Here is a 24,481-nt window from a genome sequence, read left to right on the forward strand (position 1 = left end):
TAGTTAGTAACTCACTTCAATGCACCTCTTGAGATGGAATTTATGGCCCCCATATAGCCTCCATCGTTAGTTAAAGCTAGCTAGTTAAGGCGAGTGATTTAAAGGCTTACTTCTCTGCGCGCCGCCCGCGTGGCCGCGCCCTACTTTTTAGGAGCACAACATGGCGAAAGAACCGCAAACACCAATGGATGATGAGCTGGCCCGCCACGAGCAAGAAGCCGATGGCGCCGAGCAAGCGGCTGAGAAGGTCGCTGAAGAGCGCTTGATGGAGGGCGAGTTGGAAGGCTTGATCAACGACGAAGAGCCGCTAGAAGGCAGTTCCGACAACCCTGAAGCGGAAATGCTGGCAGCCCAGGTAGGCGAGTTAGAGCAGAGCTTGGCCGACGCCAAGGATCAAGCCCTGCGCGCCGCCGCTGAAGCACAAAATGTGCGTCGCCGTGCTGAGCAGGAAGCCGATAAAGCGCGCAAGTTTGCCTTAGAGAAGTTTGTTAAAGAGCTGTTGCCGGTGGTGGATAGCCTAGAAAAAGCTCTTGAGGCCATGGAAGAAGGGGCCTCTGAGGCTCACCGTGAAGGCGTCTCCATGACCTTGAAGATGCAGTTGGATGTGCTCAACAAATTCGGCGTTGAAAGCATTGAACCCCATGGCGAGCCCTTCGATCCACAGGTGCATGAAGCGATGACCATGGTGCCTAACCCGGAGCTTGATTCGAATACCGTGATGGACGTTATGCAGAAAGGCTATTTGCTCAATGGACGCCTGGTGCGCCCGGCGATGGTCGTGGTGAGTAAAAAAGCCGACTAAGCCACTGGCGGCACACAGTGCGAAAGAAGAGTGTGAAAAAAAGCCCTTGAAATGTCAGCAGCGGCCCCCAAATAAAGGGCAACCCCGCGGGGAAACCCGCAGACAAGCTTTAAAAGCTAAATTTCCAGTTTTGTAACAACCGAATTCGAGGTATTGCTATGGGACGTATAATTGGTATCGACCTGGGCACCACTAACTCTTGTGTGGCCGTGCTCGATGGTGACAGCGCTAAAGTAATTGAAAACGCCGAAGGCGGCCGCACAACGCCTTCTATCATCGCCTATACCGATGACGGTGAAACGCTGGTTGGTCAGGCCGCTAAACGCCAAGCCGTTACTAACCCAGAGAACACCTTGTACGCCATCAAGCGTCTGATTGGCCGTCGTTTTAAAGACGACGTTGTCCAAAAAGACATCAAAATGGTGCCGTACAAAATCACCGAAGCCGACAACGGTGATGCTTGGGTTGAAGTAAAAGGCAAAAAAATGGCACCGCCGCAGGTAAGCGCGGAAGTGTTGAAGAAAATGAAGAAGACCGCCGAAGACTACTTGGGCGAAGCGGTGACCGAAGCGGTTATTACCGTACCGGCCTACTTCAACGACAGCCAGCGTCAGGCGACTAAAGATGCTGGTCGCATCGCCGGTCTAGACGTTAAGCGCATTATCAACGAGCCGACCGCTGCCGCATTGGCCTACGGTATGGACAAATCGCGCGGCGACAAAACCATCGCGGTTTACGACCTGGGTGGCGGTACCTTCGATATTTCGATCATCGAAATTGCTGATGTCGACGGCGAAACCCAGTTTGAAGTGTTGGCCACCAACGGTGATACCTTCCTGGGCGGCGAAGATTTCGACTTGGCGCTGATCAACTACTTGGTTGACCAGTTCAAGTCTGACAGCGGTATCGACCTGTCGGGCGATAACCTGGCCATGCAGCGTCTAAAAGAAGCTGCCGAGAAAGCTAAAATTGAGCTCTCCAGCGCTCAACAGACCGACGTGAACCTGCCTTACATCACTGCTGACAACACTGGCCCGAAACACCTTAACGTGAAGGTGACGCGTGCCAAGCTGGAGTCGCTGGTAGAAGAGCTGGTTCAGCGCTCGCTTGAGCCGTGCAAAGTGGCGTTGAAAGATGCGGGTTTATCCGCGTCTGAAATCGACGAAGTGATTCTGGTCGGTGGTCAGACACGTATGCCGATGGTGCAGAAGAAAGCCGCTGATTTCTTTGGTAAGGACGCCCGCAAAGACGTTAACCCGGATGAAGCGGTTGCTGTGGGTGCTGCGATTCAGGGTGGCGTACTGGGTGGCGACGTTAAAGACGTACTGCTGCTTGACGTTACCCCGCTAACCCTGGGTATCGAAACCCTGGGTGGCGTGATGACGCCGCTGATCGATAAGAACACCACCATCCCGACCAAGAAGACGCAAACCTTCTCTACCGCGGATGACAACCAAACGGCGGTGACTATTCACGCCGTACAGGGCGAGCGTAAGCAAGTATCGCAGAACAAGTCGCTGGGTCGTTTTGATCTCGCCGACATTCCGCCCGCGCCGCGTGGTGTGCCGCAGATCGAAGTCGCCTTTGACTTGGATGCCAACGGCATCCTGAACGTATCCGCGAAAGACAAGGCTACCGGTAAAGAGCAGTCCATCGTCATCAAGGCTTCTAGCGGCTTGTCGGACGAAGAAGTCGAGCAGATGGTGCGCGACGCTGAAGCTCACGCGGAAGAAGATAAGAAGTTCGAAGAGCTGGTTCAGCTACGTAACCAAGCCGATGGCATGATTCACGCCACGCGCAAAACGTTGGAAGAAGCCGGCGACAAGGCGACTGACGACGAGAAGCAAGCGATTGAAACGGCTATCAGCGAGCTTGAAGAAGCGGTTAAAGACGACGATGTCGATAACATTCAGAAGAAATTGGATGCCTTGACTGAAGCCTCTGGCCAGCTAGCCCAGAAGATGTACGCCGAGCAGGCAGAAGCGGCTCAGCAAGAGGGCGGCGAAGGTGCTGAGAGCTCCTCCAAGCCGGAAGAAGACGTGGTTGACGCCGAGTACGAAGAAGTTAACGACGATCAGAAAAAGCAGTAATAACCTCTTTCTGCCAAGAAGAGCGGTGACGCGGGAGCTTACTCCCGCGTTGCTGTTTCCGCAGCCAAGACGCACGAAATAAGTTTCTGTTAAGTGCGTAGCTAACCAGGAGGCGTAGGGCCTATGTCCAAACGCGATTATTACGAAGTCCTGGGTGTCGAAAAAGGGGCCGATCAGAAAGAGATCAAGAAGGCCTATCGCCGTCTGGCGCAAAAATTCCACCCTGATCGAAACCCGGACGATAACACCTCAGCGGAAAAATTCCGTGAAGTGTCCGAAGCGTATGAAGTGCTTAGCGACGGCGAAAAGCGTGCAGCTTATGACCAATTCGGTCATGCGGGCGTTGATGGCCAAGGCGGCGGTGGTTTCGGCGGCGGCGCAGGCGCTGGTGATTTCAGCGACATTTTCGGCGATGTATTTGGCGATATTTTTGGCGGAGGCGGTGGACGTCGTCGTGGGCCCAATGCCCCGGCACGTGGCTCCGACCTGCGCTATAACCTAGAGCTGGATTTAGAGAATGCCGTTTCTGGTACCACAGTCGATATCCGGGTACCGCGGCATATCGAATGTGACCGCTGTGATGGCGGTGGCGCCGAGCCAGGCTCCACTAAAGAGACCTGCCCCACCTGTCACGGTCACGGGCAAGTGCGTATGCAGCAAGGCTTTTTCGCCGTGCAGCAGACGTGTCCCACCTGTCATGGCTCTGGTCAGCACATTAAAGTGCCGTGCCATAAGTGTAATGGCGAAGCGCGCGTACGCGAAACACGCACGCTTTCTGTGAAGATTCCGCCCGGCGTGGATATCGGTGATCGTATTCGCTTGAATGGCGAAGGTGAAAGCGGCGTTAACGGTGGCCCGCCTGGGGATCTGTACGTACAGGTAGCGATCAAGCCGCACCACATCTTCCAGCGTGACGGAAAGCACCTGCAGTGCGAAGTGCCGATCAACTTTGTTGATGCAGCGCTAGGTGGCGAGCTTGAAGTGCCCACGCTCGATGGCCGTGTGAAGCTGAAAATTCCGCCGGAAACCCAAACCGGTAAACTCTTCCGCCTGCGCGGTAAAGGCGTCAAGCCTGTGCGCGGCGGTATGCCCGGCGACCTGCTGTGCAAAGTCGTAGTGGAAACCCCCGTCAAGCTTAACGACGAGCAGCGTGACCTACTGCGCCAGCTTCAGGAGAGCTTCGACGGCAGCAACAGCCACAACCACTCGCCGAAGAAAACCGGTTTCTTCGACAGCGTGAAGAGCTTCTTTGAAGAGATGAAGTCGTAAAGCTGTAATAATGGTAAGCAGTTAGTTGCTTGGTTCAAAAACCCTCGGTTCGCCGGGGGTTTTTGCTATTTAGGGAAGGCTTCGAGTAATGGATATCTCTCATCAGGAAAGGCCCACCAAGGGCATCTTGCTCCGGATTCTTTCGGGCGTTTTGTTTACCGGGATGCTGGTGTGCATTAAAGCTGTCAGTGACGATGTGCCGGTGGGGCAGTCGGTGTTTTACCGTTCGCTGTTTGCGTTGCTGCCGATCGTCATCTTTTTAATGATTCGCCGGGAGTTTCCCAAAGCACTGGCTACCCGTCGGCCGTTGGGCCATTTATTGCGCTCTGGGTTGGGCGCGGCGGCGATGTTCTGCTCGTTCTCCGCCGTGGCGTTCTTGCCGGTGGCCGAGGCGACGCTCTTGGCTCAATTGGCGCCGGTGTTTATGGCGATAGGTGGCGTGCTGCTGCTAGGTGAAAAGTTCTCCTTGTATCGCGCGGGCGCTATTGTGCTGGCCCTTGCTGGCATGGCCGTGCTGGTGATGCCAGGGCTTAATTCAGGCGCAGATGATGGGCGGCTGTTGGGTTATGTGCTGGGTACGCTAGGGGCGTTATTAACCGCCGGGGCGCTGCTCACCGTTCGGCGTATCTCGCGCACCGAGACTGCTGGTTCCATCGCTTTCTACTTTATTGTGGTGGCCTCGCTCGCCGGGTTGGCGACGCTACCGCTGGGGTGGGCTTCACTTAGTCACAGCGAGTTTGGCCTTTTGGTGCTCTCAGGGTTATTTGGCGGGGCAGGGCATATTGCCATGACGCTGGCGTTTCGCTACGCCGAAGTTTCGCGGCTGGCCCCCTTTGAGTATGTAGCGCTGGCCTGGCCTGTTATCGCTGACTGGGTGCTGTTTGGCATACCGGTCTCCAGCGGCTTCCTGCTAGCGCTACCACTGATGTTAAGCGGGGTAGCGCTAGCGGCGATGGAAGGGCGGCGGTTTAGGCAAAGGGCTAAATAGCGGCTTCGACGATAAGCTGCGGCTGGCCTTTCGAGCAGGGTTCGATACGCGCTGCGACTTGGTAAACCTGACGTAGCAGCGTAGGCGTGATCACTTCAGCGGTAGGGCCGCAGGCAATCAAACGGCCATTCTCTAGCAGCATGGCCGCGTCGGCAAAGCGTAGCGCATGCCCCAGGTCGTGGAGCGCTACCAGAATCAGCATCTGGCGCTCATCGGCCAATCGACGCAGCACCGTTAATAGGCTGATCTGGCGGTTAAGGTCGAGCGCTGACGTCGGCTCGTCCAGCATCAAAATCTCGGGCTCTTGCGCCAGCGCTTGGGCGGCGCTGACCAACTGGCGCTGGCCGCCGCTGAGGTCGCCGATATCACGCTCGCCAAGGGTCGTAATCGCCAGCTCGCCCAGCGCGCGATCCACCTGGGCTAAATCCTCTGGCTGCACTTTTAATCCGCGCCCCTGCATACGCGCTAAAAGCACCGACTCATAGACCGTGAGCACTGCTTTGGCGCCGGTGTCCTGGGGCATGTAGCCCACGGGGCGCTCGGCGCTGGTGCCGCTGATGATCACCTCACCTTCGCCTTTCAATAGCCCTAACACGCGCCGAAAAAGCGTTGATTTACCCGCTGCGTTGGGGCCCAACAGCGCGACGACTTGGCCACCTTGAAAGCAGGGCGTGGTGATCTCTTTCAAAATAGGGCGCCGCCCATAGCGGGCGGACACGCGGTTGAGTTGTAGCGTTACCATGAGGCCTTCTTGTGGTTAAGCACTAGAAATAGGAAGAAGGGAATGCCCACCAGCGAGGTGATAATGCCAATGGGGATGATAGTGCCGGGAATAATGATCTTGGAGATGACCGAGCCAACGGAGAGGATGAGTGCGCCGCACAGCGCTGAGCCGGGCAGGAAGAAGCGCTGATCCTCGCCCAGCAGAATGCGCGCAATATGCGGGCCCACCAAGCCGATAAAGCCAATAGTGCCTACGAACGCCACTGCGATAGCGGCGAGTAGCGACACCAGTACCAGCACTTCCAAGCGCAGTGCGCGGGGATTGACGCCCATGCTCTCGGCTTTGGCGTCGCCCAGGCGCATAGCGGTTAGCGCCCAGCCGTGGCGGGCAAGCAGCGGCATCGACAAAGCAAGAATGCTCAGGGCGATCCAGAATTTTGGCCAGGTGGCTTTGGTCAAGCTGCCCATGGTCCAGAATACCACCGCGGAGACCGCCTCCTGGCTAGCAAAAAACTGAATCAGCGCCATTAGCGAGTTGAAAATAAACACCATGGCGATGCCGAGCAGCACAATGGTCTCTACCGTCACGCCGCGTTTAAGGCTTAAGGCATGAATTAAAAACGCGGTGAACATGGCCATCACGAAGGCATTGATGGGTACCACAAACTCAATGGCCGCGGGAACAATGGCCACCCCAAAAGCCAGGCCCAGCGCAGCGCCAAAACTGGCACCGGCGGAGATCCCCAGCGTAAACGGGCTGGCCAGCGGGTTGCTTAGAATGGTCTGCATCTGCGCCCCGGCCACCGATAGGCTGGCACCGACCACTAGTGCCATCAGTGCCACCGGCATGCGGATTTCCCAAACAATCACCCGTGCCTGTTGGCTGACGCTACCCGGTGTAAACAGCGCTGCGATCACTTCGCCCAGGCTGTAGCGGGCAGGCCCGAGGGCAAGATCAACGCAGAGGCTAAAAAACAGCGCTAACACCAGCGCTACCAATATCATTTGGCGGCGGAAAACCTGGCTATGGTAGAAGGCGCGCCCCTGTGAGACGCGCTCCGATACCTCTGTCTCCGATACTCTAGTTTCCGAGACTTGCGTATCAGTCGTCATGCAGCGATATCCAGTAGCCGGGTTCATAGTCGATGGGCAGGAAGCGCTCGTGCAGCTCTTCCATCGTGGCGTCGGGGTCTAGGTCTTCAAACAGCTCGGGGTGTAGCCACTTGGCTAGCTGCTGCACGGCGACGAAATAGTAGGGGCTGTTATAAAACTGGTGCCAAATGGCGTGGAAGTTGCCCGATTCCACGGCCTTAATGCCAGTCATCGCGGTGCGCTCGGTCAGCGCTTCCAGCTTGGCGTGCGCCTTTTGCATATCTGACCCCGGGCCTACACCGACCCAGTCGCCGCCAGGCACGTAGGCATCCCAGTTGCCGCCGGTAACAATCACATGATCGGGGTTGGCGGCAATAATCTGTTCAGGGTTCAGGTTGCCGAAGCTGTTAGGGATAATGCCCTCGGCAATATTGTGGCCGCCCGCCAGAGTGACATAATCGCCAAAGTTGGCAGGGCCAAAGCTCATGCAGCACTCGTCGGAGTAGCCGCCAGCGCGGTCGATAAACACGCTGGGGCGCTCTGGGTTGGCCTCGGCAATCACAGCGGTTACCCGTGCCAGTTGCGTCTCGGCAAATTCGATGAACGCTTCTGCGGCCTCTTCATCGTCCATGATCTGACCGATGATGCGCATGGAGGGAATAGTGCGCTCAAGTGGATCTTCACGAAAATCCACATAGATGATCGGAATGCCCAGTTGCGCCAACTTGTCGTCGTAGGCGGCGTCTTCCGTAGCGGCTTTAGCCTCGATGTTCATCAGTACCACATCAGGGTTAAGCGCGGCGGCTTGCTCTACATCGAAGGTGCCGTCTTTAAAGCCGCCAAAGGTGGGGATATCTTCCATCTCTGGGAAGCGCTCTCGATAGCGGGCATAGTTATCGGGGTCCGCCTGAGAAAAGTCTTCGCGCCAACCGATCACATGGGCAAAAGGGTCTTCCGGTTCGAGTAGCCCAAGCAGATAAATTTGCCGCCCTTCACCTAAAATAACTCGCTCCGCAGGGGCGTCCAGAGTGACTTGGCGGCCAGCGACATCGGTGACAGTAATATCGTCAGCTAAAGCAGTGGCGCAGCAAGCAAAGCTAATAAAAGCACCCAGCAGGGCTTTTACACGTGAAGAACTGAGCATTTTTTTACTCGTTGGTCGATATTGGTTAATAGGGCTGGTATCGCTGATGCAGTTTTATGCGCAAATAGCATGGATACGCAATTAATATTGTAACTGATTATCGTTTTTAAGAAAGTGCTTGAATCGGCGCTGAGTTATAAGCATGTTATTCTTTGCGCTGTTATTTCTAGCTGATAATGCTGTTAAAACACCCTTTTTTAGCAAGCACTTACCTTTATAGAGAGGACGTTATGCCGCTATCCCGTGTTGAAATTGCTACGCCGTCCGCTGAGCGTTTGATCAATCGTCTGTGTAAGCACTGGGCGCACAAGCTAGAGGTTGAGCAAAGCGATCAGCAAGCCACTATCACGTTTGCCAGCGGTACCTGCTTAATGCTCGCTGAGCCTGATAAGTTGGTAGTCGCTATCGAAACCCTCGAAGAAGAGCATCTTGATGAGCTTGAAGGTGTGGTCGAGCGCCACCTGATTCGGATGGCGGGGGATGAAGAGTTGGCGATCGTGTGGGAAAACTAAGCAGAGATTTCCTTGGCGAAAAAGCAGGGCGTCGAATGCGCGGGTGCGTCTGCTATAATCGCGGCAATTTTTGATCCCTCTCTTTTACGCACCGAAACGCAGAGCGCAGGAGTTCGCATGACCCGAATTGCCATTGTAGGCGTGGCTGGCCGCATGGGCCGTACGTTGGTAAATGCTATCGAGCAAGAGGCTGAAGCAACGCTAGCTGGCGGAATCCTAGAGCCAGGCAGCTCTTTAGTTGGCGCTGACATTGGTGAGTTAGCCGGCGTGGGAAAACGCGGTGTCGTCGCGGTAGATTCCCTGGGCTCGATTGTCGACGATTTCGATGTGTTGATCGACTTCACTGCTCCGCAGGTCACCCTGGGGAACCTAGCATTCTGCGCCGAGCACGGTAAGCGTATTGTGATTGGTACCACCGGCATGAGCGATGATGAGCTGGCCCAGCTTGATAGCTACCGCGATAAGCTGGCCATGGTGTTCGCGCCCAATATGAGCGTCGGGGTTAATTTAACTCTGAAGCTGCTCGAAACCGCCGCCAAAGCGCTGGGCGATGAAGGCTACGATATTGAAGTGATCGAGTCTCACCATCGTCATAAAGTCGATGCGCCTTCCGGTACCGCAATCAAAATGGGCGAAGTCATCGCCGATAGCCTGGGGCGTAATCTAAAAGAGCACGGCGTGTTCGAGCGGGTAGGGCAGTGCGGCCCGCGCACAGATAAAGAGATTGGCTTTGCCACCGTGCGGGCAGGTGATATCGTTGGTGAGCACACGGTGATGTTTGCCACCGAAGGCGAGCGTATCGAAATTACCCACAAAGCCTCCAGCCGCATGACCTTTGCCAAAGGCGCGGTGCGCGCAGCGCGCTGGGTCGCTGGCAAAGAGGTTGGCCGCTACGATATGCAGGATGTGTTGGGGCTAGATTGAGGGAACACTCATGCTAGAGCAGTCCGGTCATTAAGGGGTAGTCTTGGGCCAAGAATTCCTGTAACATTTCAAAAATTTTGGCCGGGTGGCTTCGAAAAACTTAGACGGCGCGCTTGTTGCGTTGGCCAGCCCAAAGCCTGCCCCGAGTCCGCTAGCATTTTTGATGTTTAGCGTATGGCTTTGAAGGGCATCGAACAACAAGCGGGATGAAACCGATTCTTTTTATCGGCTTCGTCCCGCTTTTTTACGGCCCTCGTTTTAATGAAGAAATTGCTGAGCCTGCGCCCCACAGGCTCCCACCAGCATGGGAGGATCTTGTTTTGAATAACCCCGCATTAAGCAAACCCGCAATATTGGCCCTGGAAGATGGCAGCGTGTTCCACGGGACTGCCATTGGCGCGGAAGGATTAACCAGCGGCGAGGTGGTGTTCAATACGGCCATGACCGGTTATCAAGAAATCCTCACCGACCCTTCCTACACCCGTCAAATCGTTACCCTCACCTATCCCCATATCGGCAATACCGGCATTAACGCTGAAGACATTGAGTCAGCCTCGATTGCCGCAGCAGGCTTGGTGATTCGCGATTTGCCGCTTATGGCCAGCAGCTTCCGCTCTGAGCAGTCGCTGTCGGACTACCTGAAAAGCCAGAACGTGTTGGGCATTGCCGATATTGACACCCGTCGCCTGACGCGCATTTTGCGCGATAAAGGCGCCCAAAACGGGGCGATTTTGGCCGGTGCTGATGCCGAAGGCGACGATGCGGTCGCGCGGGCGCTGGAAGCCGCCAAGGCATTCCCCGGTCTGAAGGGCATGGATCTGGCCAAAGAAGTGTCGTGTAAAGAATCTTACGAGTGGTCAGAAGGCGAGTGGACGCTGGGTGAAGGTTACGCTGATACGAGTCAAAGTGAGCGCCCCTACCATGTGGTGGCTTACGACTACGGGGTGAAATTTAACATTCTGCGTATGCTGGCCGCGCGTGGCTGTCGCTTGACGGTCGTGCCCGCGCAAACGCCCGCCACTGACGTACTAGCGATGAACCCAGATGGCGTTTTCCTGGCCAACGGCCCTGGCGACCCTGAGCCCTGCGACTACGCCATCAAAGCGATCCAGGACGTGCTGGAAACCGATATTCCGGTGTTTGGTATTTGCCTGGGGCACCAGCTGTTGGCGCTCGCGGCAGGGGCAAAGACGGTCAAAATGAGCCACGGCCACCACGGTGCCAACCACCCGGTGCAGGATCTGGACAGCGGCACCGTGATGATCACCAGCCAGAACCACGGCTTTGCGGCGGATGAAACGACCCTGCCTGCCAACGTGCGTGCAACGCATCGTTCGCTGTTCGATGGCACCTTGCAAGGCATTGAGCTCACCGATCGATCGGCGTTCAGCTTTCAGGGCCACCCGGAAGCGAGCCCCGGCCCGCGCGACGTGGCGCCGTTGTTTGATCGCTTCATTGCAATGATGCAGGCGCGTCGCTAACGCGCCCTATCGCATCGCTGTATCGCCGTCTTTTGTCGCTCATCGTTACCATTTTTTGCGGGAACCGTTATGCCTAAGCGTACCGACATCAACACTATTTTGATCATTGGCGCTGGCCCGATTGTCATCGGCCAGGCCTGCGAATTCGACTACTCTGGCGCCCAGGCGTGTAAAGCGCTGCGCGAAGAGGGTTATCGGGTTGTGTTAGTCAACTCCAACCCCGCCACGATAATGACCGACCCTGCCATGGCCGATGCCACTTACATCGAGCCAATCACTTGGCAGACGGTAGAAAAAATTATCGAAGCCGAGCGTCCTGATGCGATTCTGCCCACTATGGGTGGTCAGACGGCGCTGAATTGCGCGCTTGAGCTTGAAAAGCATGGCGTGCTAGAGAAGTACGGCGTCGAGATGATCGGTGCCAACGCCGATGCGATTAACATGGCCGAAGACCGCGATCTGTTCGATCAGGCCATGAAGCGGATTGGCTTAGAGTGCCCGAAAGCGAAAGTCGCGCACACCATGGATGAGGCCTGGGTGATCCAGGCTGAGCTGGGTTTTCCGACCATTATTCGTCCTTCCTACACCATGGGCGGCTCCGGCGGCGGCGTGGCGTACAACAAGGAAGAGTTCGAAGAAATCTGTACCCGCGGGTTTGAGCTCTCCAACAACCACGAGCTACTCATCGATGAGTCGTTGCTGGGGTGGAAAGAGTACGAGATGGAAGTCGTGCGTGATAAAAACGACAACTGCATCATCGTCTGCGCGATTGAAAACTTTGATCCTATGGGTGTGCACACCGGTGACTCCATCACCGTGGCCCCGGCGCAAACGCTGACCGATAAAGAGTACCAGATCATGCGTGACGCCAGCCTCGCGGTACTGCGCGAGATTGGTGTAGAGACCGGTGGCTCCAACGTCCAGTTTGGTATGGATCCTAAGACCGGGCGGTTAGTCGTTATTGAGATGAACCCGCGGGTGTCGCGCTCCTCGGCACTGGCCTCCAAGGCGACCGGTTTTCCGATTGCTAAAATCGCCGCCAAGCTGGCGGTGGGCTATACCCTGGATGAACTGCAGAACGATATTACCGGCGGGCGTACGCCGGCGTCGTTTGAGCCGTCCATCGACTACGTAGTGACCAAAATCCCACGTTTCACCTTCGAGAAATTCCCCCAGGCCAATGACCGCCTGACGACGCAGATGAAATCAGTGGGTGAGGTGATGGCGATTGGGCGTACTTTCCAGGAGTCGCTGCAGAAAGCGCTGCGCGGTCTGGAAACCGGCAACGATGGCCTTGATCCGATCATTACCGATTTCACGCCGGACAATATGGCAATTATCCAGGGCGAGCTCCAAGCCGCCGGTGCCGAGCGTATTTTATATATCGCAGATGCCATGCGTTCGGGTATGAGTATTGATGAGGTGTTTGCGCTAACCAATATTGACCCTTGGTTCTTAGTCCAGCTGGAAGATCTGGTGCTGACGGAAAACGCCGTCGCCAAGCGCTCCTTGGCTGACTTCTCGACCAAGGAGATCTATCAGCTCAAGCGCAAAGGCTTTGGCGATGCGCGACTGGCCAAGCTGCTTAACGTTAGCGAAAAAGCGTTTCGTCAAACCCGTCAGGCCGCCGGTATTCGTCCGGTCTATAAGCGCGTTGATACCTGTGCCGCTGAGTTCGCCTCTGATACTGCCTATATGTACTCCACTTATGAAGAGGAGTGCGAGGCGGATGTTTCTGACCGTCAGAAAATCATGGTGCTGGGCGGTGGCCCTAACCGTATCGGCCAGGGTATCGAGTTTGACTACTGCTGTGTTCATGCCGCCTTCGCCATGCACGATGACGGCTATGAAACCATCATGGTCAACTGCAACCCGGAAACCGTCTCTACCGATTACGACACCTCTGATCGTCTCTATTTTGAGCCGGTGACGTTGGAAGACGTGCTCGAAATCGCTGATAAAGAGAAGCCGGTGGGCGTGATCGTTCAGTTCGGTGGTCAAACGCCGCTGAAGCTGGCTCGCGAGCTAGAGGCTGCTGGCGTGCCGATCATTGGCACCACGCCGGATGCTATCGACCGCGCCGAAGACCGCGAGCGCTTCCAGGTGATGATCGACAAGCTGGGCTTAAAGCAACCGCCCAATGCCACGGCGCGCAGCTTTGCCGAAGCCTTTGATAAAGCCGAAGTGATTGGTTATCCGCTGGTCGTGCGCCCCAGCTACGTGCTGGGTGGCCGGGCCATGGAGATCGTCTACGACGCCTCCGAGCTTGAAAATTACATGACCCACGCGGTGAAAGTTTCTAACGATTCACCGGTGCTGCTTGACCGTTTTTTGAGTGCGGCGATTGAGATCGATATCGATGCGGTATCGGACGGCCAGCAGGTAGTGATTGGCGGTATCATGCAGCACGTTGAGCAAGCGGGCGTTCACTCTGGTGACTCTGCCTGTGCGTTGCCGCCTTACTCGCTGCCTGCCGATGTGCAGGATGAAATGCGCGAGCAGGTTAAACAAATGGCCGTTGAGCTAGGCGTAAAAGGCTTAATGAATGTGCAGCTGGCCTGGCAGGATGGCGAAATCTACGTAATTGAGGTCAATCCGCGTGCCTCGCGCACCGTGCCTTTTGTGTCCAAGTGCATCGGCACTTCGCTGGCACAGATTGCGGCCCGCTGTATGGCCGGTAAAACCTTGGCGGAACAGGGCTTTGAGCGCGAAATCGTACCGCACTTCTATAGTGTTAAAGAGGCGGTGTTCCCGTTCAATAAATTCCAGGGTGTTGACCCGATTCTGTCGCCGGAAATGAAGTCGACAGGCGAAGTGATGGGCTCTGGCGACACCTTTGCAGAAGCCTTCTTCAAGGCCCAGCTGGGCGCAGGCGAGGCGATTCCGGGGCTGAGTGGCGAGCGTAAAGCGTTCCTTTCCGTGCGCGAACCCGACAAGGCAGGGATTATCGAAGTGGGGCGTTCTCTGTTAGCATTAGGCTTTACGTTATGTGCAACACAGGGAACAGCGGCTGCTTTAGAAGCTGCTGGGCTTGCTGTGGAGCGCGTCAATAAAGTCTACGAAGGCCGTCCCCATATCGTCGATCTGCTTAAGAACGACGAAATCGCCTACATTGTGAACACTACTGAAGGTCGTCAGGCTATCAACGACTCTTCGGTCATTCGCCGTACTGCTCTCGCGCGCAAGGTGCCCTATGCGACCACCTTGGCGGGCGCTAATGCTGTTTGCATGGCGCTTGAGTACGGCAGGGAGATTACGGTGCGGCGCCTTCAGGATCTGCATGCAGGAGCAAGTCAATGAACAAGGTCCCGATGACGGTTGTGGGAGAAAGAAGCCTTCGCGAAGAGTTGAATCATCTTAAAGGCGAAGCGCGCCCGCAGGTGATCGCGGCCATCGCCGAAGCGCGTGAGCACGGCGATCTTAAAGAGAACGCCGAGTACCACGCCGCTCGCGAGCAGCAGGGGTTTATCGAAGGGCGCATTCAGGAGATCGAAAGTAAGCTCTCCGTTGCGCAAGTGATTGATGTCACTAAGCTACCAAAAACCGGTAAAGTGATTTTTGGCGTTACCGTATCGCTCATCAATCTGGATACGGACGCGGATGTCACTTATCGCATCGTCGGTGAGGACGAGGCGGATATTAAAGCCGGGCGTATCTCGGTCACATCGCCGATTGCCCGTGCCTTAATCGGCAAAGAAGAAGGCGATGTTGTGCTCGTTAAAACCCCGGGTGGTGACGTTGAGTATGAGATAGCCGACGTTAAGTACCTGTAATAAAAAAACGCCCCACCGCTAATGCGTTAGCGGTGGGGCGTTTGTAAATCTGTGGCGATGACCGTTTAGCGGTTAATGCCGACCGTGATGGTTCTCAAAGCGGGTAACATTAGACAGCTTCGGATTCACCTGCGGATTTCTACGGTAGAGTAGCGCCATTTTGCCGATAGTTTGCACTAAATCAGCACGGCTGTTGGCGATCAGTTCGGCGATCATGGTCGCTCGATCATCACGCTCGGGAAGGGCAAGCTTCACTTTGATCAGTTCGTGATCGGTGAGTGCGCGGTTAAGTTCTGCGAGCAAATTTTCGGAGACGCCGTTCTCGGAAACGGTGACCACTGGACTAAGATGGTGGCCAATGCTACGAAATGCTTTCTTTTGTGCCTGTGACAAGCTCATGGTATCTTGCGGTATCCCGGTTAGCGCTTAACGCTCCATCTTACGGTGAAACGTCACCGAGTGAAAGCGATCGCGTGAATGCGCCCATCTCTTACTCCAGTGTTAGATTCCCACATGCAGCAAAAGCCTCCAAATCGTAAACATTCAGTCAGCAAAACCAGTAGCAACTGGAAGAAAGAGCACTTCGACGACCCGTATGTAAAGCAGAGCTGGCAAGATGGCTACCGTTCTCGCGCCAGCTATAAGCTGCTTGAGTTGGATGAAAAGGATAGACTGCTGCGTCCCGGGATGACGGTGATAGATTTGGGTGCCGCACCGGGTGGGTGGAGTCAGATTGCCGCAGAGAAGGTGGGGCCTGAAGGTGTGGTCATCGCCTCTGATATACTGGAGATGGATGCACTGGCGGGCGTGGACTTTATCCAAGGGGATTTTACTGAGGATGCAGTGCTGGAGGCGATATTAAAACGTCTTGATAATCGGCGCGTAGACCTTGTGATGTCGGATATGGCCCCCAATATGAGTGGTATGGCGGCAATTGATCAGCCTCAGGCGATGTATTTAGTTGAGCTAGCGTTAGAACTCGCGCGCGAAACGTTGTCTCCTGGCGGACGATTTTTAGCTAAAGTATTTCAAGGTGAAGGGTTCGACAGCTATTTGAAGGAGTTGCGCGGCAACTTTGGTAAGGTAGTCACCCGCAAGCCAGACGCGTCCAGGGCGCGCTCTCGTGAAGTCTATTTTCTGGCAGAAGGGTTTCGTGGATAGTTATCCATGACAAAATGTTAGTGTGGTTAGATATTAACCGCGTGGTTCATAGCCAAGATTTATCAGCGCAATTGCCAGACAGGCAGGCGCAACGTGTGTCACATTAGTCGCATAGTGCGCGTGACACAGATGGCCCGAGGCATAACACGCTTTGGCAATGGTTGAACGCTTGATGCTGATGTAATGTCTTAGCATTAGGATTTAACTGACAGATTCTTGTAATGAGGGTAGCCCCTTGAACGATATGGCGAAGAACCTGATTCTGTGGTTGGTCATCGCGGCCGTCCTACTGACAGTGTTCAATAATTTCAGTACGGAAAGCGCACCGCAAAACACCAACTACTCTCAGTTTGTGCAGCAGGTGCAAAATCAGCAGGTACGCAGCGTCACTATTGATGGTTATACCATCAACGGTGAGCGTACGGATGGCTCTCAGTTTCAAACCATTCGCCCCTCGGCGGAAGATCCTAAGCTGATGGACGATCTGCTGAGCAATGACGTGACGGTGGTGGGTAAAGCGCCAGAGCAGCAAAGTATCTGGACGCGTTTGCTAATTGCTAGCTTCCCGATTCTGTTGATTTTGGGCATCTTCATGTTCTTTATGCGCCAGATGCAGGGCGGAGCCGGTGGTGGTAAAGGCGGCCCGATGAGCTTTGGTAAATCGAAGGCGAAGCTGCTCTCTCAAGACCAGATCAAAACGACCTTTGCCGATGTGGCGGGCTGTGATGAAGCTAAGGAAGAAGTTGAAGAGCTCGTCGACTTCCTGCGCGACCCGACCAAATTTCAGCGCTTGGGTGGCACCATCCCCCGTGGCGTATTGATGGTGGGCCCTCCGGGGACTGGTAAGACGCTGCTAGCCAAATCCATTGCTGGCGAAGCGAAAGTGCCGTTCTTCTCTATCTCGGGTTCTGACTTCGTTGAAATGTTTGTCGGCGTCGGCGCATCACGTGTGCGCGACATGTTCGAACAGGCTAAGAAGCAGGCGCCGTGCATCATCTTTATCGATGAGATTGACGCTGTGGGTCGCTCTCGCGGTGCTGGCATGGGTGGCGGTAACGACGAGCGCGAGCAGACGTTGAATCAGCTGCTGGTCGAAATGGACGGTTTTGAAGCAAATGAAGGCGTTATCGTCATTGCTGCGACCAACCGCCCCGACGTGCTCGACCCTGCATTGATGCGCCCAGGTCGTTTTGACCGTCAGGTCACCGTTGGTTTGCCCGACATCCGTGGCCGTGAGCACATTTTGGGTGTTCACCTACGCAAAGTGCCGCTGGGGGATGACGTAAAACCGCAGCTGATTGCGCGTGGTACGCCTGGTTTCTCTGGCGCGGATTTGGCCAACTTGGTCAACGAAGCGGCGCTGTTCGCTGCGCGCCGCAATAAGCGCTTAGTAAGCATGGAAGAGCTTGAGCTGGCGAAAGACAAGATCATGATGGGCGCTGAGCGCAAATCGATGGTCATGACCGATAAAGAGAAGCTCAACACGGCTTATCACGAATCGGGGCACGCAATTATCGGCTTGGTTGTGCCTTCGCATGACCCGGTCTATAAGGTAACGATCATTCCGCGTGGTCGGGCATTGGGTGTAACGATGTTCCTGCCGGAAGAGGATCGCTATAGCCTCTCTCGTCAGCAAATTCTGGGGCAGATCTGCTCACTGTTTGGTGGCCGTATTGCCGAAGAGATGACGCTCGGCCCGAACGGTGTGACGACCGGCGCTTCCAACGACATCAAGCGCGCTACTGAGCTGGCCCACAACATGGTTGCCAAGTGGGGCTTGTCAGATGAAATGGGCCCGATCATGTACGACGAGGATGAATCGCATCAGTTCCTCGGCGGCCCGGGTCAAGGTGGCAGCAAGATGAAGTCGGGCGATACCACCACGCGCCTCGATAAAGAAGTGCGTAAAATCATCGACGATTGTTACGAGCAGGCGCGCCAAATCCTGACCGATAATCGCGATAAGCTGGACGCCATGGCCGAAGCGTTGATGAAGTACGAGACCATTGATGCCACGCAGTTGAAGGACATCATGGAAGGTCGCGACCCGCGCCCACCGGAAGGCTGGGACGACGGTGATTCACCGGGAGGCGGCACGCCTGTCAACGATGACAAGCCGCAGGTGAAGGCCGAAGACGACGCTTCTTCCAACACTTCAGGTGGTGATGCTTCTGGAGGCGGTGATTCTGGAGACAATGGTGAAGAGGATGACGACGAGCCACGCCGTCGCCCTTCTGATCCTCTTGGCGGCCCTACTGGCCCCTAATGATAGATAGTTAGCACTGCGTATCAGCCAAAGGCGCCCCGTCATGGGGCGCTTTTTTGCTATGCTGAGCGCAAATCTCTGCAATGTTTCTTTTCTCGATCAGGCTGCAGCATGAAATCACTTCTGGACACTTCCTCTGCGCGAACCGCTGAAAACGCTTTCCAACTGCGCTGTGGGCGCCACCTTCTTGATCTGTCGTTTCCCCGCGTGATGGGCATACTCAACGTGACGCCGGACTCTTTTTCCGATGGTGGGCAACACGTGGCGTTGGATGACGCCTTGCGCCATGCCGAGCGGATGCTGGCTGAAGGAGCCGCGATGATTGATGTGGGCGGAGAATCTACTCGCCCAGGCGCTGCGCCGGTTAGCCCGCAGCAAGAACTGGATCGTGTCGCTCCCGTGGTAGAGGCCTTGGTGCGCGAGTTGGATGCGCTGGTCTCGGTGGATACTAGTTGCCCGACCGTGATGCGTGAAGCGGGAGAGCTAGGGGCTGGAATGATTAACGATGTGCGCGCGTTAGAGCGCGAAGGAGCCCTGCTGGCGGCGATTGGCAGTGGTTTACCTGTCTGCTTGATGCATCGTCAGGGCGAGCCGCAGGATATGCAGCAGTCGCCCGCGTATCAGCGCCCGATAGAGGAAGAGGTGGCGACGTATTTGGCGCGCCGAGTTAGCGAGTGTGAAGCGGCTGGGCTTCGACGTAATCGACTATTGATCGACCCTGGCTTTGGTTTCGGCAAAACCGTTGAGCACAATCTACGCTTATTAAAATATATGGAGGCGTTACAGTCACTGGAGCTTCCATTGCTGGTGGGAATGTCACGCAAGAGTATGATTGGTAAGGTGCTGGGTCGTCCGGTGGAGGAGCGTCTCTCCGGTGGTTTGGCGCTTGCTGCCATGGCGGTAGAGCGTGGGGCAAATATTCTGCGCGTGCATGATGTCGCTGCAACGGTCGATGCAGTTAATATGGCGTGGGCGGTACTACAAGAAGGCCGTGAGCCGCCGCTTAATAGGGAGTCATACGCATGACAAGGCGCTATTTTGGTACGGATGGTATCCGCGGTACGGTGGGAAAGTCGCCCATTACCGCCGATTTTATGCTCAAATTAGGCTGGGCAGCAGGGCAAGTGCTGCGCCGTGATAAAGGCCGAACGCGGGTGTTGATCGGTAAAGATACGCGTATCTCCGGCTATATGTTCGAATCCGCCTTAGAAGCAGGGCTTTCGGCAGCAGGCGTCGATGTGTCGCTATTAGGGCCAATGCCCACCCCAGGAATTGCTTATCTAACACGTACGTTTCGCGCCGATGCAGGCATTGTTATTTCGGCGTCGCATAATCCGTTTGACGACAACGGCATCAAGTTTTTCTCCGCCGAGGGCAAAAAGCTGCCCGATGAAACGGAAGATCGTATCGAGGCGATGCTTGAAGCCCCGCTGACCACCGCGGAAGCCGCTCAGTTGGGTAAAGCAACCCGCATTGATGATGCTGCAGGTCGGTATATCGAATTTTGTAAGTCGACGCTGCCTGATCGGCTTAGTCTGCACGGCCTTAAAATCGTCTTGGATTGTGCCCATGGCGCTACGTACCATATTGCGCCTAACGTTTTTCGCGAGCTGGGCGCTTACGTCACCACGATCGGCGCCTCGCCAGATGGGTTAAACATCAACCAGCAGGTGGGCTCGACGCACCCAGCCGCACTGCGTGCCGCAGTGATTCAGCAAAATGCTGATTTGGGGGTCGCTTTTGATGGCGATGGAGATCGCGTGCTGCTGGTAGACGGCGACGGTCGCGAAGTCGATGGCGACGATATTCTCTATCTGATTGCCCGTGATCGCCACGAGCGCGGTTTGCTTGAAGGCGGCGTGGTGGGCACGTTGATGTCCAACTTTGGTCTCGCGATGGCGCTGGATAAATTGGGTATTCCCTTTGAGCGTGCCAAAGTGGGTGACCGTTTTGTGATGGAGCGTATGGCTGCTAATGGTTGGGAGCTGGGCGGTGAAGCGTCAGGTCATATCATGTGCGGTCATGTGCAGACCACCGGCGATGGGATCGTTTCGGCGCTGCAAGTATTAGCGCTGATGATGCGTGAGCAGAAGAGCCTGCCGACGCTGCTTAAAGAGCTGGAAAAAGTGCCTCAGGCACTCATTAATGTGCGATTGCCTGCCAATGTCAGCGCTAAAGAAGTGATGGAGTCGGCGCCGCTCCAGCAAGCAGTGGCTGCGCTAGAGCATGAGTTGGGCGATGAGGGCCGAGTGCTGTTACGTCCTTCTGGCACCGAGCCGCTGATTCGTGTGATGGTGGAGGGCCGCGCTCATTTGGATGTAGATCAATTGGCACGTACCTTGGCCGGGCAGGTTCAGGCCCTGCTCAGTTAGGCTTGGCCAATAAATTTTGCTCGACAAACCAAGCCGATGCTTGTAACAGCGGTTGTCTTGACAAGGCCGCTCCTATACCATTTCGCTCCACCTTGAGTGAGGACAGTCGATGCGTAGGCCCTTAATTGCCGGCAACTGGAAAATGAACGGTTCCGTGGCGTTGATCAATGAGTTCGGCCAGGCTTTCTCCGCTGCTGTATCGCCAGCGGACGTGGATATCGTTATTATTCCGCCGTTCCCCTATTTGGATGCGGCACGCCATGCGTTCGAAGGGACGCAGCTGGCACTCGGCGCGCAAACGCTGAATCCTGTTCACTCGGGCGCCCATACCGGTGAAGTTAGCGGCCACATGCTAAAAGAGTTCGTGGTTTCCTATGTGCTAGTAGGCCATTCTGAACGTCGCAAGCTTTACCAAGAGAATGATGATCACGTCTTTGAGCGTTTGCTGGCGGCCTTAAGTGTCGAGCTTACGCCAATTCTCTGTGTTGGCGAGTCGCTGGAAGAGCGCGATGCGGGTCGCACCATGGAAGTGGTGCTTCGCCAAGTGGGATATGTGATGTCTCGCTTAGAGCCAGAGCAGCGCAAGCAGGTGGTTATTGCCTACGAGCCTGTTTGGGCCATTGGTACGGGGCGTACAGCGACGCCTGAACAAGCCCAGGATGTAATGGCAGGCATTCGTGCCTACCAAGCGGGTTTCGATGCGACGCTAGCAGAGCAGCTGCGGTTGCTCTACGGCGGTAGCATGAACGCAAGCAATGCGGCTGAGCTGCTTGCTCAGCCGGATATCGACGGCGGTCTAGTGGGCGGAGCCTCACTTAAGGCCGATGATTTTTATGCCATTTGTCAGTCAGCAGGATAACGCCATGCAAGTTGCAATTCTTATGATCCATGTGGTGATTGCGATCGCCCTGGTGGTACTCATTCTGCTTCAGCAGGGTAAAGGTGCCGAAGCCGGTGCGGCTTTTGGCGGCGGTGCATCACAGACAGTGTTTGGTTCGCGGGGCAGCGGCAACTTTTTGTCACGCACAACGGCCATTTTGGCGGCGGGCTTTTTCGCCACCTCAATGGCGTTGGCCTACTTTGCAACTCAGGCTGGTCAAGCACCGGAAGCTGGTATTCCCGACTCGCGTTTGATCGAGCAGCAGCAAAGTGTCCCGACGCTTGACGATAGGCCTGCGGATGTGGATAATACCGCGCCAGTGCTAGAGGAAAGCAGCGAGTAAGTGGCTGTTATTTTTTAGGACTCCCCTGATGCCGAAGTGGTGGAATTGGTAGACACGCTATCTTGAGGGGGTAGTGACCGTATGGTCGTGCGGGTTCAAGTCCCGCCTTCGGCACCATCTGTTTTGTTGGCTTGCCAACGTCTCAGAGTTTTTTTGTAATGAAAGCTAGGTTTGGTAGTTGAGTCGATAAAGACAGTTTACGTAGGTAGAGCAAGTAGTTCTTGACGTAAGCAGCGTAAGTGTCTATTATCTTCGACCTAGATTGATGCGGGGTGGAGCAGTCTGGTAGCTCGTCGGGCTCATAACCCGAAGGTCATCGGTTCAAATCCGGTCCCCGCTACCATTACGTAGAAATGGTACTTAAGGTTTCTTTTAAAAAGCCCCTTCCAGTGAAGGGGCTTTTTGTTAGCAGCTTTTGGTTAGCCAGCGCATTGCGGCAACGCCTTCTTTTGGCTAGCGCGAGTATTTAAATAGCGGATGTCATCCGGATAACCGGAGGCACTTTCCCGAGTAACGCCAATCAGCCACCTAGCTTTTCTAATAACTCCTGGCCAGGTGCCTGATGCAACGGCTATAGGAGCTTTGTCTGTGGCCACTAAACACGCTGCGCTTCACGCGCTGATTGAACCTGTCGTAGCCGCCATGGGCTTTGAACTGTGGGGTATCGACCATCTTTCCCAGGGCAAAAATTCGCGGCTGGTGATCTATATCGAGCGCGAAAGTGGCGTCAGTGTGGAAGACTGCGCAGATATAAGCCGCCAAGTCAGTGCTGTTATGGATGTAGAAGACCCGATTGCCGGTGAGTACCGGCTGGAAGTCTCCTCACCAGGCATGGCACGTCCCTTGTATTCCCTGGATCAGTTTACCCGCTTTCAAGGTCATCACGTCGCGCTCAAATTGCGCACTGCCTTTGACGGGCGGCGCAAGTATCAAGGGCTGCTAGTGGGTGTTGAGGGAGATGAAGTGCTGCTGCAGTTGGATGGCGAAGAGTACTGCTTTCCAATTGAGAGTATTGATTCTGCCCACATTGTACCGCAGTTCGATAATTGACCGAGTGGCGGCGCTGCCGGCAGGCTGCCGGGGTGATGCACATAAGGATAGGTTTTCTGGCGAGGCATACGCATGAGTAAAGAAATTTTAATGGTCGTTGACGCGATCTCCAATGAGAAGGGCGTCCCACGCGATGTCATCTTCGAAGCGGTCGAAGCCGCTCTTGCGAGCGCGTCACGTAAGCGTTTTGACAAAGAAGAAGCCAATGTGCGCGTGCACATTGACCGTCGCACCGGCGAGTACGAAACCTTCCGTTTCTGGACGGTCGTAGAAGACGACGAATTTGAAACGCCAGATTACGAGATTAAAGAGACCATTGCCGAGCAGCGCGATCCGCCGTTGAAACTAGGCGATGTAGTCGAAAAAAATATTGAAAATGCATCGTTTGGCCGTATTGCGGCGCAAACCGCTAAGCAGGTGATCGTCCAGAAAGTCCGCGAAGCCGAGCGCGCGGAAGTGGTGCGCCAATATGCCGACCGTGAAGGCGAGCTGGTGGCTGGGATTGTCAAGAAGACGACTCGCGATGGTCTAATCATTGATTTAGGTGAAAACGCTGAGGCGTTTTTGCCCCGCAATGAAATGATTCACGGCGAACGCTACCGCATGAACGAGCGGGTGCGCGCGCTGTTGGTCAAAGTAGATCCAGAGGCACGCGGTGCTCAGCTTCAGCTGTCGCGGACATGCCCGGAACTAATCATCGAGCTGTTCAAAATTGAAGTACCTGAAATCGCTGAGCAGTTGATAGAAATTAAAGGTGCTGCTCGTGACCCCGGTTCGCGTGCCAAAATTGCCGTTAAAACCAATGACCGCCGCATCGACCCTGTCGGTGCGTGTGTAGGCATGCGCGGTTCGCGCGTCCAAGCCGTCTCTTCTGAACTGCAAAACGAACGGGTTGATATTGTGCTGTGGGACGACAATCCTGCCCAATTGGTGATTAACGCCATGGCACCCGCCGACGTTGGGTCTATTCTAGTTGACGAAGATGCCCATGCGATGGATGTCGCTGTGGCGCAAGATAACCTAGCCCAAGCCATTGGTCGTAGCGGTCAGAACGTGCGCTTGGCCTCAGAACTTACCGGCTGGCGTATTAACGTCATGACCGAAGAGGAAGCTGAGTCTAAGCGCGATCAAGAAATTGATAGCCTGGTTGACTCTTTTGTCCAGCACCTTGAAGTGGATGAAGATGTTGCCCGCCTGTTAGTGGAAGAAGGGTTCACAACCCTGGAGGAAGTCGCTTACGTGCCGCTGGAAGAAATGCTCGAAATCGAAGAGTTCGATGAGGACTTGGTCGAAGAGTTACGCGCACGTGCGAAAGACGAGCTGCTGACGATGGCCATTGCCTCGGAAGAAGCGCTAGACGGTGCCCAACCAGCAGCTGATCTGCTGGAGATGGATGGCATGGAGCGCCACCTGGCCTTCATTCTGGCCAGCCGCGGCATTGTCACTATGGAAGATCTCGCCGAGCAGTCTGTCGACGATCTGGTCGATATCGAGGAGTTGGACGAAGCGCGCGCAGCGGCACTGATCATGACTGCCCGTGCGCCCTGGTTTGAAGACGAAGACGTATCGGATTCGAACACACAGTAAACAGGTCACGGGCTGAGGAGGGTC

The 24,481-nt window shown here is 55.4% G+C and carries 21 protein-coding genes and 2 tRNA genes; 19 read left to right on the forward strand and 4 right to left on the reverse strand.

Translation table 11 applies throughout. The annotated features are described in order from the left end of the window. Positions 1-160: 160 nt before the first annotated feature. The 4 genes from grpE to ACQE2I_RS01340 all read left to right on the forward strand — a co-directional run bounded on the left by grpE (position 161) and on the right by ACQE2I_RS01340 (position 5,149). Positions 161-802: a nucleotide exchange factor GrpE gene (gene grpE, locus ACQE2I_RS01325; protein WP_427029699.1), complete on the forward strand. Its 642-nt coding sequence runs from the start codon at positions 161-163 to the stop codon at positions 800-802. A gap of 158 nt (positions 803-960) precedes the next feature. Beyond that, the gene (gene dnaK, locus ACQE2I_RS01330; RefSeq protein WP_427029700.1) at positions 961-2,892 is read left to right on the forward strand and encodes a molecular chaperone DnaK; all 1,932 of its coding nucleotides are present in this window, start codon (positions 961-963) and stop codon (positions 2,890-2,892) included. A 123-nt stretch (positions 2,893-3,015) separates the two neighbouring features. Then, positions 3,016-4,161, forward strand: coding sequence for a molecular chaperone DnaJ (gene dnaJ, locus ACQE2I_RS01335; RefSeq protein ID WP_427029701.1), 1,146 nt, complete (start codon positions 3,016-3,018; stop codon positions 4,159-4,161). A gap of 88 nt (positions 4,162-4,249) precedes the next feature. Continuing rightward, positions 4,250-5,149 carry a DMT family transporter gene (locus ACQE2I_RS01340; RefSeq protein ID WP_427029702.1) on the forward strand — a complete coding sequence of 300 codons (900 nt, stop codon included), beginning with the start codon at positions 4,250-4,252 and terminating at the stop codon, positions 5,147-5,149. Here the strand turns inward: ACQE2I_RS01340 and ACQE2I_RS01345 are convergent. The 3 genes from ACQE2I_RS01345 to ACQE2I_RS01355 are packed head-to-tail and all read right to left on the reverse strand — an operon-like array spanning position 5,142 to position 8,108. Beyond that, positions 5,142-5,891, reverse strand: a complete 750-nt coding sequence (locus tag ACQE2I_RS01345) for an ABC transporter ATP-binding protein (RefSeq protein WP_427029703.1) — start codon at positions 5,889-5,891, stop codon at positions 5,142-5,144. The genes ACQE2I_RS01340 and ACQE2I_RS01345 overlap by 8 nt on opposite strands. Further along, positions 5,885-6,985 carry a FecCD family ABC transporter permease gene (locus ACQE2I_RS01350; protein WP_427029704.1) on the reverse strand — a complete coding sequence of 367 codons (1,101 nt, stop codon included), beginning with the start codon at positions 6,983-6,985 and terminating at the stop codon, positions 5,885-5,887. The genes ACQE2I_RS01345 and ACQE2I_RS01350 overlap by 7 nt, the downstream gene beginning before the upstream one ends. After that, complete coding sequence (locus ACQE2I_RS01355) at positions 6,975-8,108, reverse strand: ABC transporter substrate-binding protein (RefSeq protein ID WP_427029705.1); 1,134 nt, start codon at positions 8,106-8,108, stop codon at positions 6,975-6,977. The genes ACQE2I_RS01350 and ACQE2I_RS01355 overlap by 11 nt, the downstream gene beginning before the upstream one ends. Positions 8,109-8,338: 230 nt before the next feature. Between ACQE2I_RS01355 and ACQE2I_RS01360 the strand changes: the two genes are divergently transcribed. The 5 genes from ACQE2I_RS01360 (at position 8,339) to greA (ending at position 14,798) form a co-directional block, all read left to right on the forward strand. Further along, on the forward strand, positions 8,339-8,620 hold the full coding sequence (locus tag ACQE2I_RS01360; RefSeq protein WP_427029706.1) for a DUF2218 domain-containing protein: 282 nt from the start codon (positions 8,339-8,341) through the stop codon (positions 8,618-8,620). 117 nt (positions 8,621-8,737) lie between these two features. Beyond that, positions 8,738-9,544: a 4-hydroxy-tetrahydrodipicolinate reductase gene (gene dapB, locus ACQE2I_RS01365; protein ID WP_427029707.1), complete on the forward strand. Its 807-nt coding sequence runs from the start codon at positions 8,738-8,740 to the stop codon at positions 9,542-9,544. 320 nt (positions 9,545-9,864) lie between these two features. Then, entirely contained in the window at positions 9,865-11,025 is a 1,161-nt protein-coding gene (carA, locus tag ACQE2I_RS01370; RefSeq protein ID WP_427029708.1) for a glutamine-hydrolyzing carbamoyl-phosphate synthase small subunit, read from the forward strand. Between the two features lie 69 nt (positions 11,026-11,094). Then, positions 11,095-14,325 (forward strand): carbamoyl-phosphate synthase large subunit, encoded by a 3,231-nt coding sequence (gene carB, locus ACQE2I_RS01375; protein WP_427029710.1) that lies wholly within the window; start codon positions 11,095-11,097, stop codon positions 14,323-14,325. Further along, positions 14,322-14,798 (forward strand): transcription elongation factor GreA, encoded by a 477-nt coding sequence (gene greA, locus ACQE2I_RS01380; RefSeq protein ID WP_427029711.1) that lies wholly within the window; start codon positions 14,322-14,324, stop codon positions 14,796-14,798. Before carB ends, greA begins: the two co-directional genes overlap by 4 nt. Positions 14,799-14,870: 72 nt before the next feature. Here the strand turns inward: greA and yhbY are convergent, their stop codons facing one another. Then, positions 14,871-15,197 (reverse strand): ribosome assembly RNA-binding protein YhbY, encoded by a 327-nt coding sequence (gene yhbY, locus ACQE2I_RS01385; RefSeq protein ID WP_427029712.1) that lies wholly within the window; start codon positions 15,195-15,197, stop codon positions 14,871-14,873. Positions 15,198-15,311: 114 nt separating this feature from the next. On the opposite strand from yhbY, the gene rlmE reads away from it, so the two are divergent. From rlmE to nusA, 10 genes are all read left to right on the forward strand, one after another. After that, the gene (rlmE, locus tag ACQE2I_RS01390; protein ID WP_427029713.1) at positions 15,312-15,959 is read left to right on the forward strand and encodes a 23S rRNA (uridine(2552)-2'-O)-methyltransferase RlmE; all 648 of its coding nucleotides are present in this window, start codon (positions 15,312-15,314) and stop codon (positions 15,957-15,959) included. 235 nt (positions 15,960-16,194) lie between these two features. Further along, positions 16,195-18,225 carry an ATP-dependent zinc metalloprotease FtsH gene (gene ftsH, locus ACQE2I_RS01395; RefSeq protein ID WP_427029714.1) on the forward strand — a complete coding sequence of 677 codons (2,031 nt, stop codon included), beginning with the start codon at positions 16,195-16,197 and terminating at the stop codon, positions 18,223-18,225. A 111-nt stretch (positions 18,226-18,336) separates the two neighbouring features. After that, positions 18,337-19,251 (forward strand): dihydropteroate synthase, encoded by a 915-nt coding sequence (gene folP / locus ACQE2I_RS01400; RefSeq protein ID WP_427029715.1) that lies wholly within the window; start codon positions 18,337-18,339, stop codon positions 19,249-19,251. After that, complete coding sequence (glmM, locus tag ACQE2I_RS01405; RefSeq protein ID WP_427029716.1) at positions 19,248-20,597, forward strand: phosphoglucosamine mutase; 1,350 nt, start codon at positions 19,248-19,250, stop codon at positions 20,595-20,597. The genes folP and glmM overlap by 4 nt, the downstream gene beginning before the upstream one ends. 109 nt (positions 20,598-20,706) lie before the next feature. Beyond that, complete coding sequence (gene tpiA, locus ACQE2I_RS01410) at positions 20,707-21,456, forward strand: triose-phosphate isomerase (protein ID WP_427029717.1); 750 nt, start codon at positions 20,707-20,709, stop codon at positions 21,454-21,456. Between the two features lie 4 nt (positions 21,457-21,460). Beyond that, positions 21,461-21,820 (forward strand): preprotein translocase subunit SecG, encoded by a 360-nt coding sequence (secG, locus tag ACQE2I_RS01415; protein WP_427029718.1) that lies wholly within the window; start codon positions 21,461-21,463, stop codon positions 21,818-21,820. A gap of 30 nt (positions 21,821-21,850) precedes the next feature. Further along, positions 21,851-21,937, forward strand: a tRNA-Leu gene (locus tag ACQE2I_RS01420). Positions 21,938-22,086: 149 nt separating this feature from the next. Next, positions 22,087-22,163, forward strand: a tRNA-Met gene (locus ACQE2I_RS01425). Positions 22,164-22,408: 245 nt separating this feature from the next. Then, the gene (gene rimP / locus ACQE2I_RS01430; RefSeq protein WP_308321849.1) at positions 22,409-22,870 is read left to right on the forward strand and encodes a ribosome maturation factor RimP; all 462 of its coding nucleotides are present in this window, start codon (positions 22,409-22,411) and stop codon (positions 22,868-22,870) included. Between the two features lie 72 nt (positions 22,871-22,942). After that, positions 22,943-24,457 (forward strand): transcription termination factor NusA, encoded by a 1,515-nt coding sequence (gene nusA / locus ACQE2I_RS01435; protein WP_427029719.1) that lies wholly within the window; start codon positions 22,943-22,945, stop codon positions 24,455-24,457. The last annotated feature ends 24 nt before the right edge of the window (positions 24,458-24,481 follow it).

The sequence above is a fragment of the Halomonas sp. H2 genome, from assembly GCF_050215315.1.
GTDB lineage: Bacteria > Pseudomonadota > Gammaproteobacteria > Pseudomonadales > Halomonadaceae > Vreelandella.

Coding starts and splice junctions, on each gene's coding strand:
- grpE (WP_427029699.1), top strand. CDS start 161: ATGGCGAAAGAACCGCAAACACCAATGGATGATGAGCTGGCCCGCCAC.
- dnaK (WP_427029700.1), top strand. CDS start 961: ATGGGACGTATAATTGGTATCGACCTGGGCACCACTAACTCTTGTGTG.
- dnaJ (WP_427029701.1), top strand. CDS start 3,016: ATGTCCAAACGCGATTATTACGAAGTCCTGGGTGTCGAAAAAGGGGCC.
- ACQE2I_RS01340 (WP_427029702.1), top strand. CDS start 4,250: ATGGATATCTCTCATCAGGAAAGGCCCACCAAGGGCATCTTGCTCCGG.
- ACQE2I_RS01345 (WP_427029703.1), bottom strand. CDS start 5,891: ATGGTAACGCTACAACTCAACCGCGTGTCCGCCCGCTATGGGCGGCGC.
- ACQE2I_RS01350 (WP_427029704.1), bottom strand. CDS start 6,985: ATGACGACTGATACGCAAGTCTCGGAAACTAGAGTATCGGAGACAGAG.
- ACQE2I_RS01355 (WP_427029705.1), bottom strand. CDS start 8,108: ATGCTCAGTTCTTCACGTGTAAAAGCCCTGCTGGGTGCTTTTATTAGC.
- ACQE2I_RS01360 (WP_427029706.1), top strand. CDS start 8,339: ATGCCGCTATCCCGTGTTGAAATTGCTACGCCGTCCGCTGAGCGTTTG.
- dapB (WP_427029707.1), top strand. CDS start 8,738: ATGACCCGAATTGCCATTGTAGGCGTGGCTGGCCGCATGGGCCGTACG.
- carB (WP_427029710.1), top strand. CDS start 11,095: ATGCCTAAGCGTACCGACATCAACACTATTTTGATCATTGGCGCTGGC.
- greA (WP_427029711.1), top strand. CDS start 14,322: ATGAACAAGGTCCCGATGACGGTTGTGGGAGAAAGAAGCCTTCGCGAA.
- yhbY (WP_427029712.1), bottom strand. CDS start 15,197: ATGAGCTTGTCACAGGCACAAAAGAAAGCATTTCGTAGCATTGGCCAC.
- rlmE (WP_427029713.1), top strand. CDS start 15,312: ATGCAGCAAAAGCCTCCAAATCGTAAACATTCAGTCAGCAAAACCAGT.
- folP (WP_427029715.1), top strand. CDS start 18,337: ATGAAATCACTTCTGGACACTTCCTCTGCGCGAACCGCTGAAAACGCT.
- glmM (WP_427029716.1), top strand. CDS start 19,248: ATGACAAGGCGCTATTTTGGTACGGATGGTATCCGCGGTACGGTGGGA.
- tpiA (WP_427029717.1), top strand. CDS start 20,707: ATGCGTAGGCCCTTAATTGCCGGCAACTGGAAAATGAACGGTTCCGTG.
- secG (WP_427029718.1), top strand. CDS start 21,461: ATGCAAGTTGCAATTCTTATGATCCATGTGGTGATTGCGATCGCCCTG.
- nusA (WP_427029719.1), top strand. CDS start 22,943: ATGAGTAAAGAAATTTTAATGGTCGTTGACGCGATCTCCAATGAGAAG.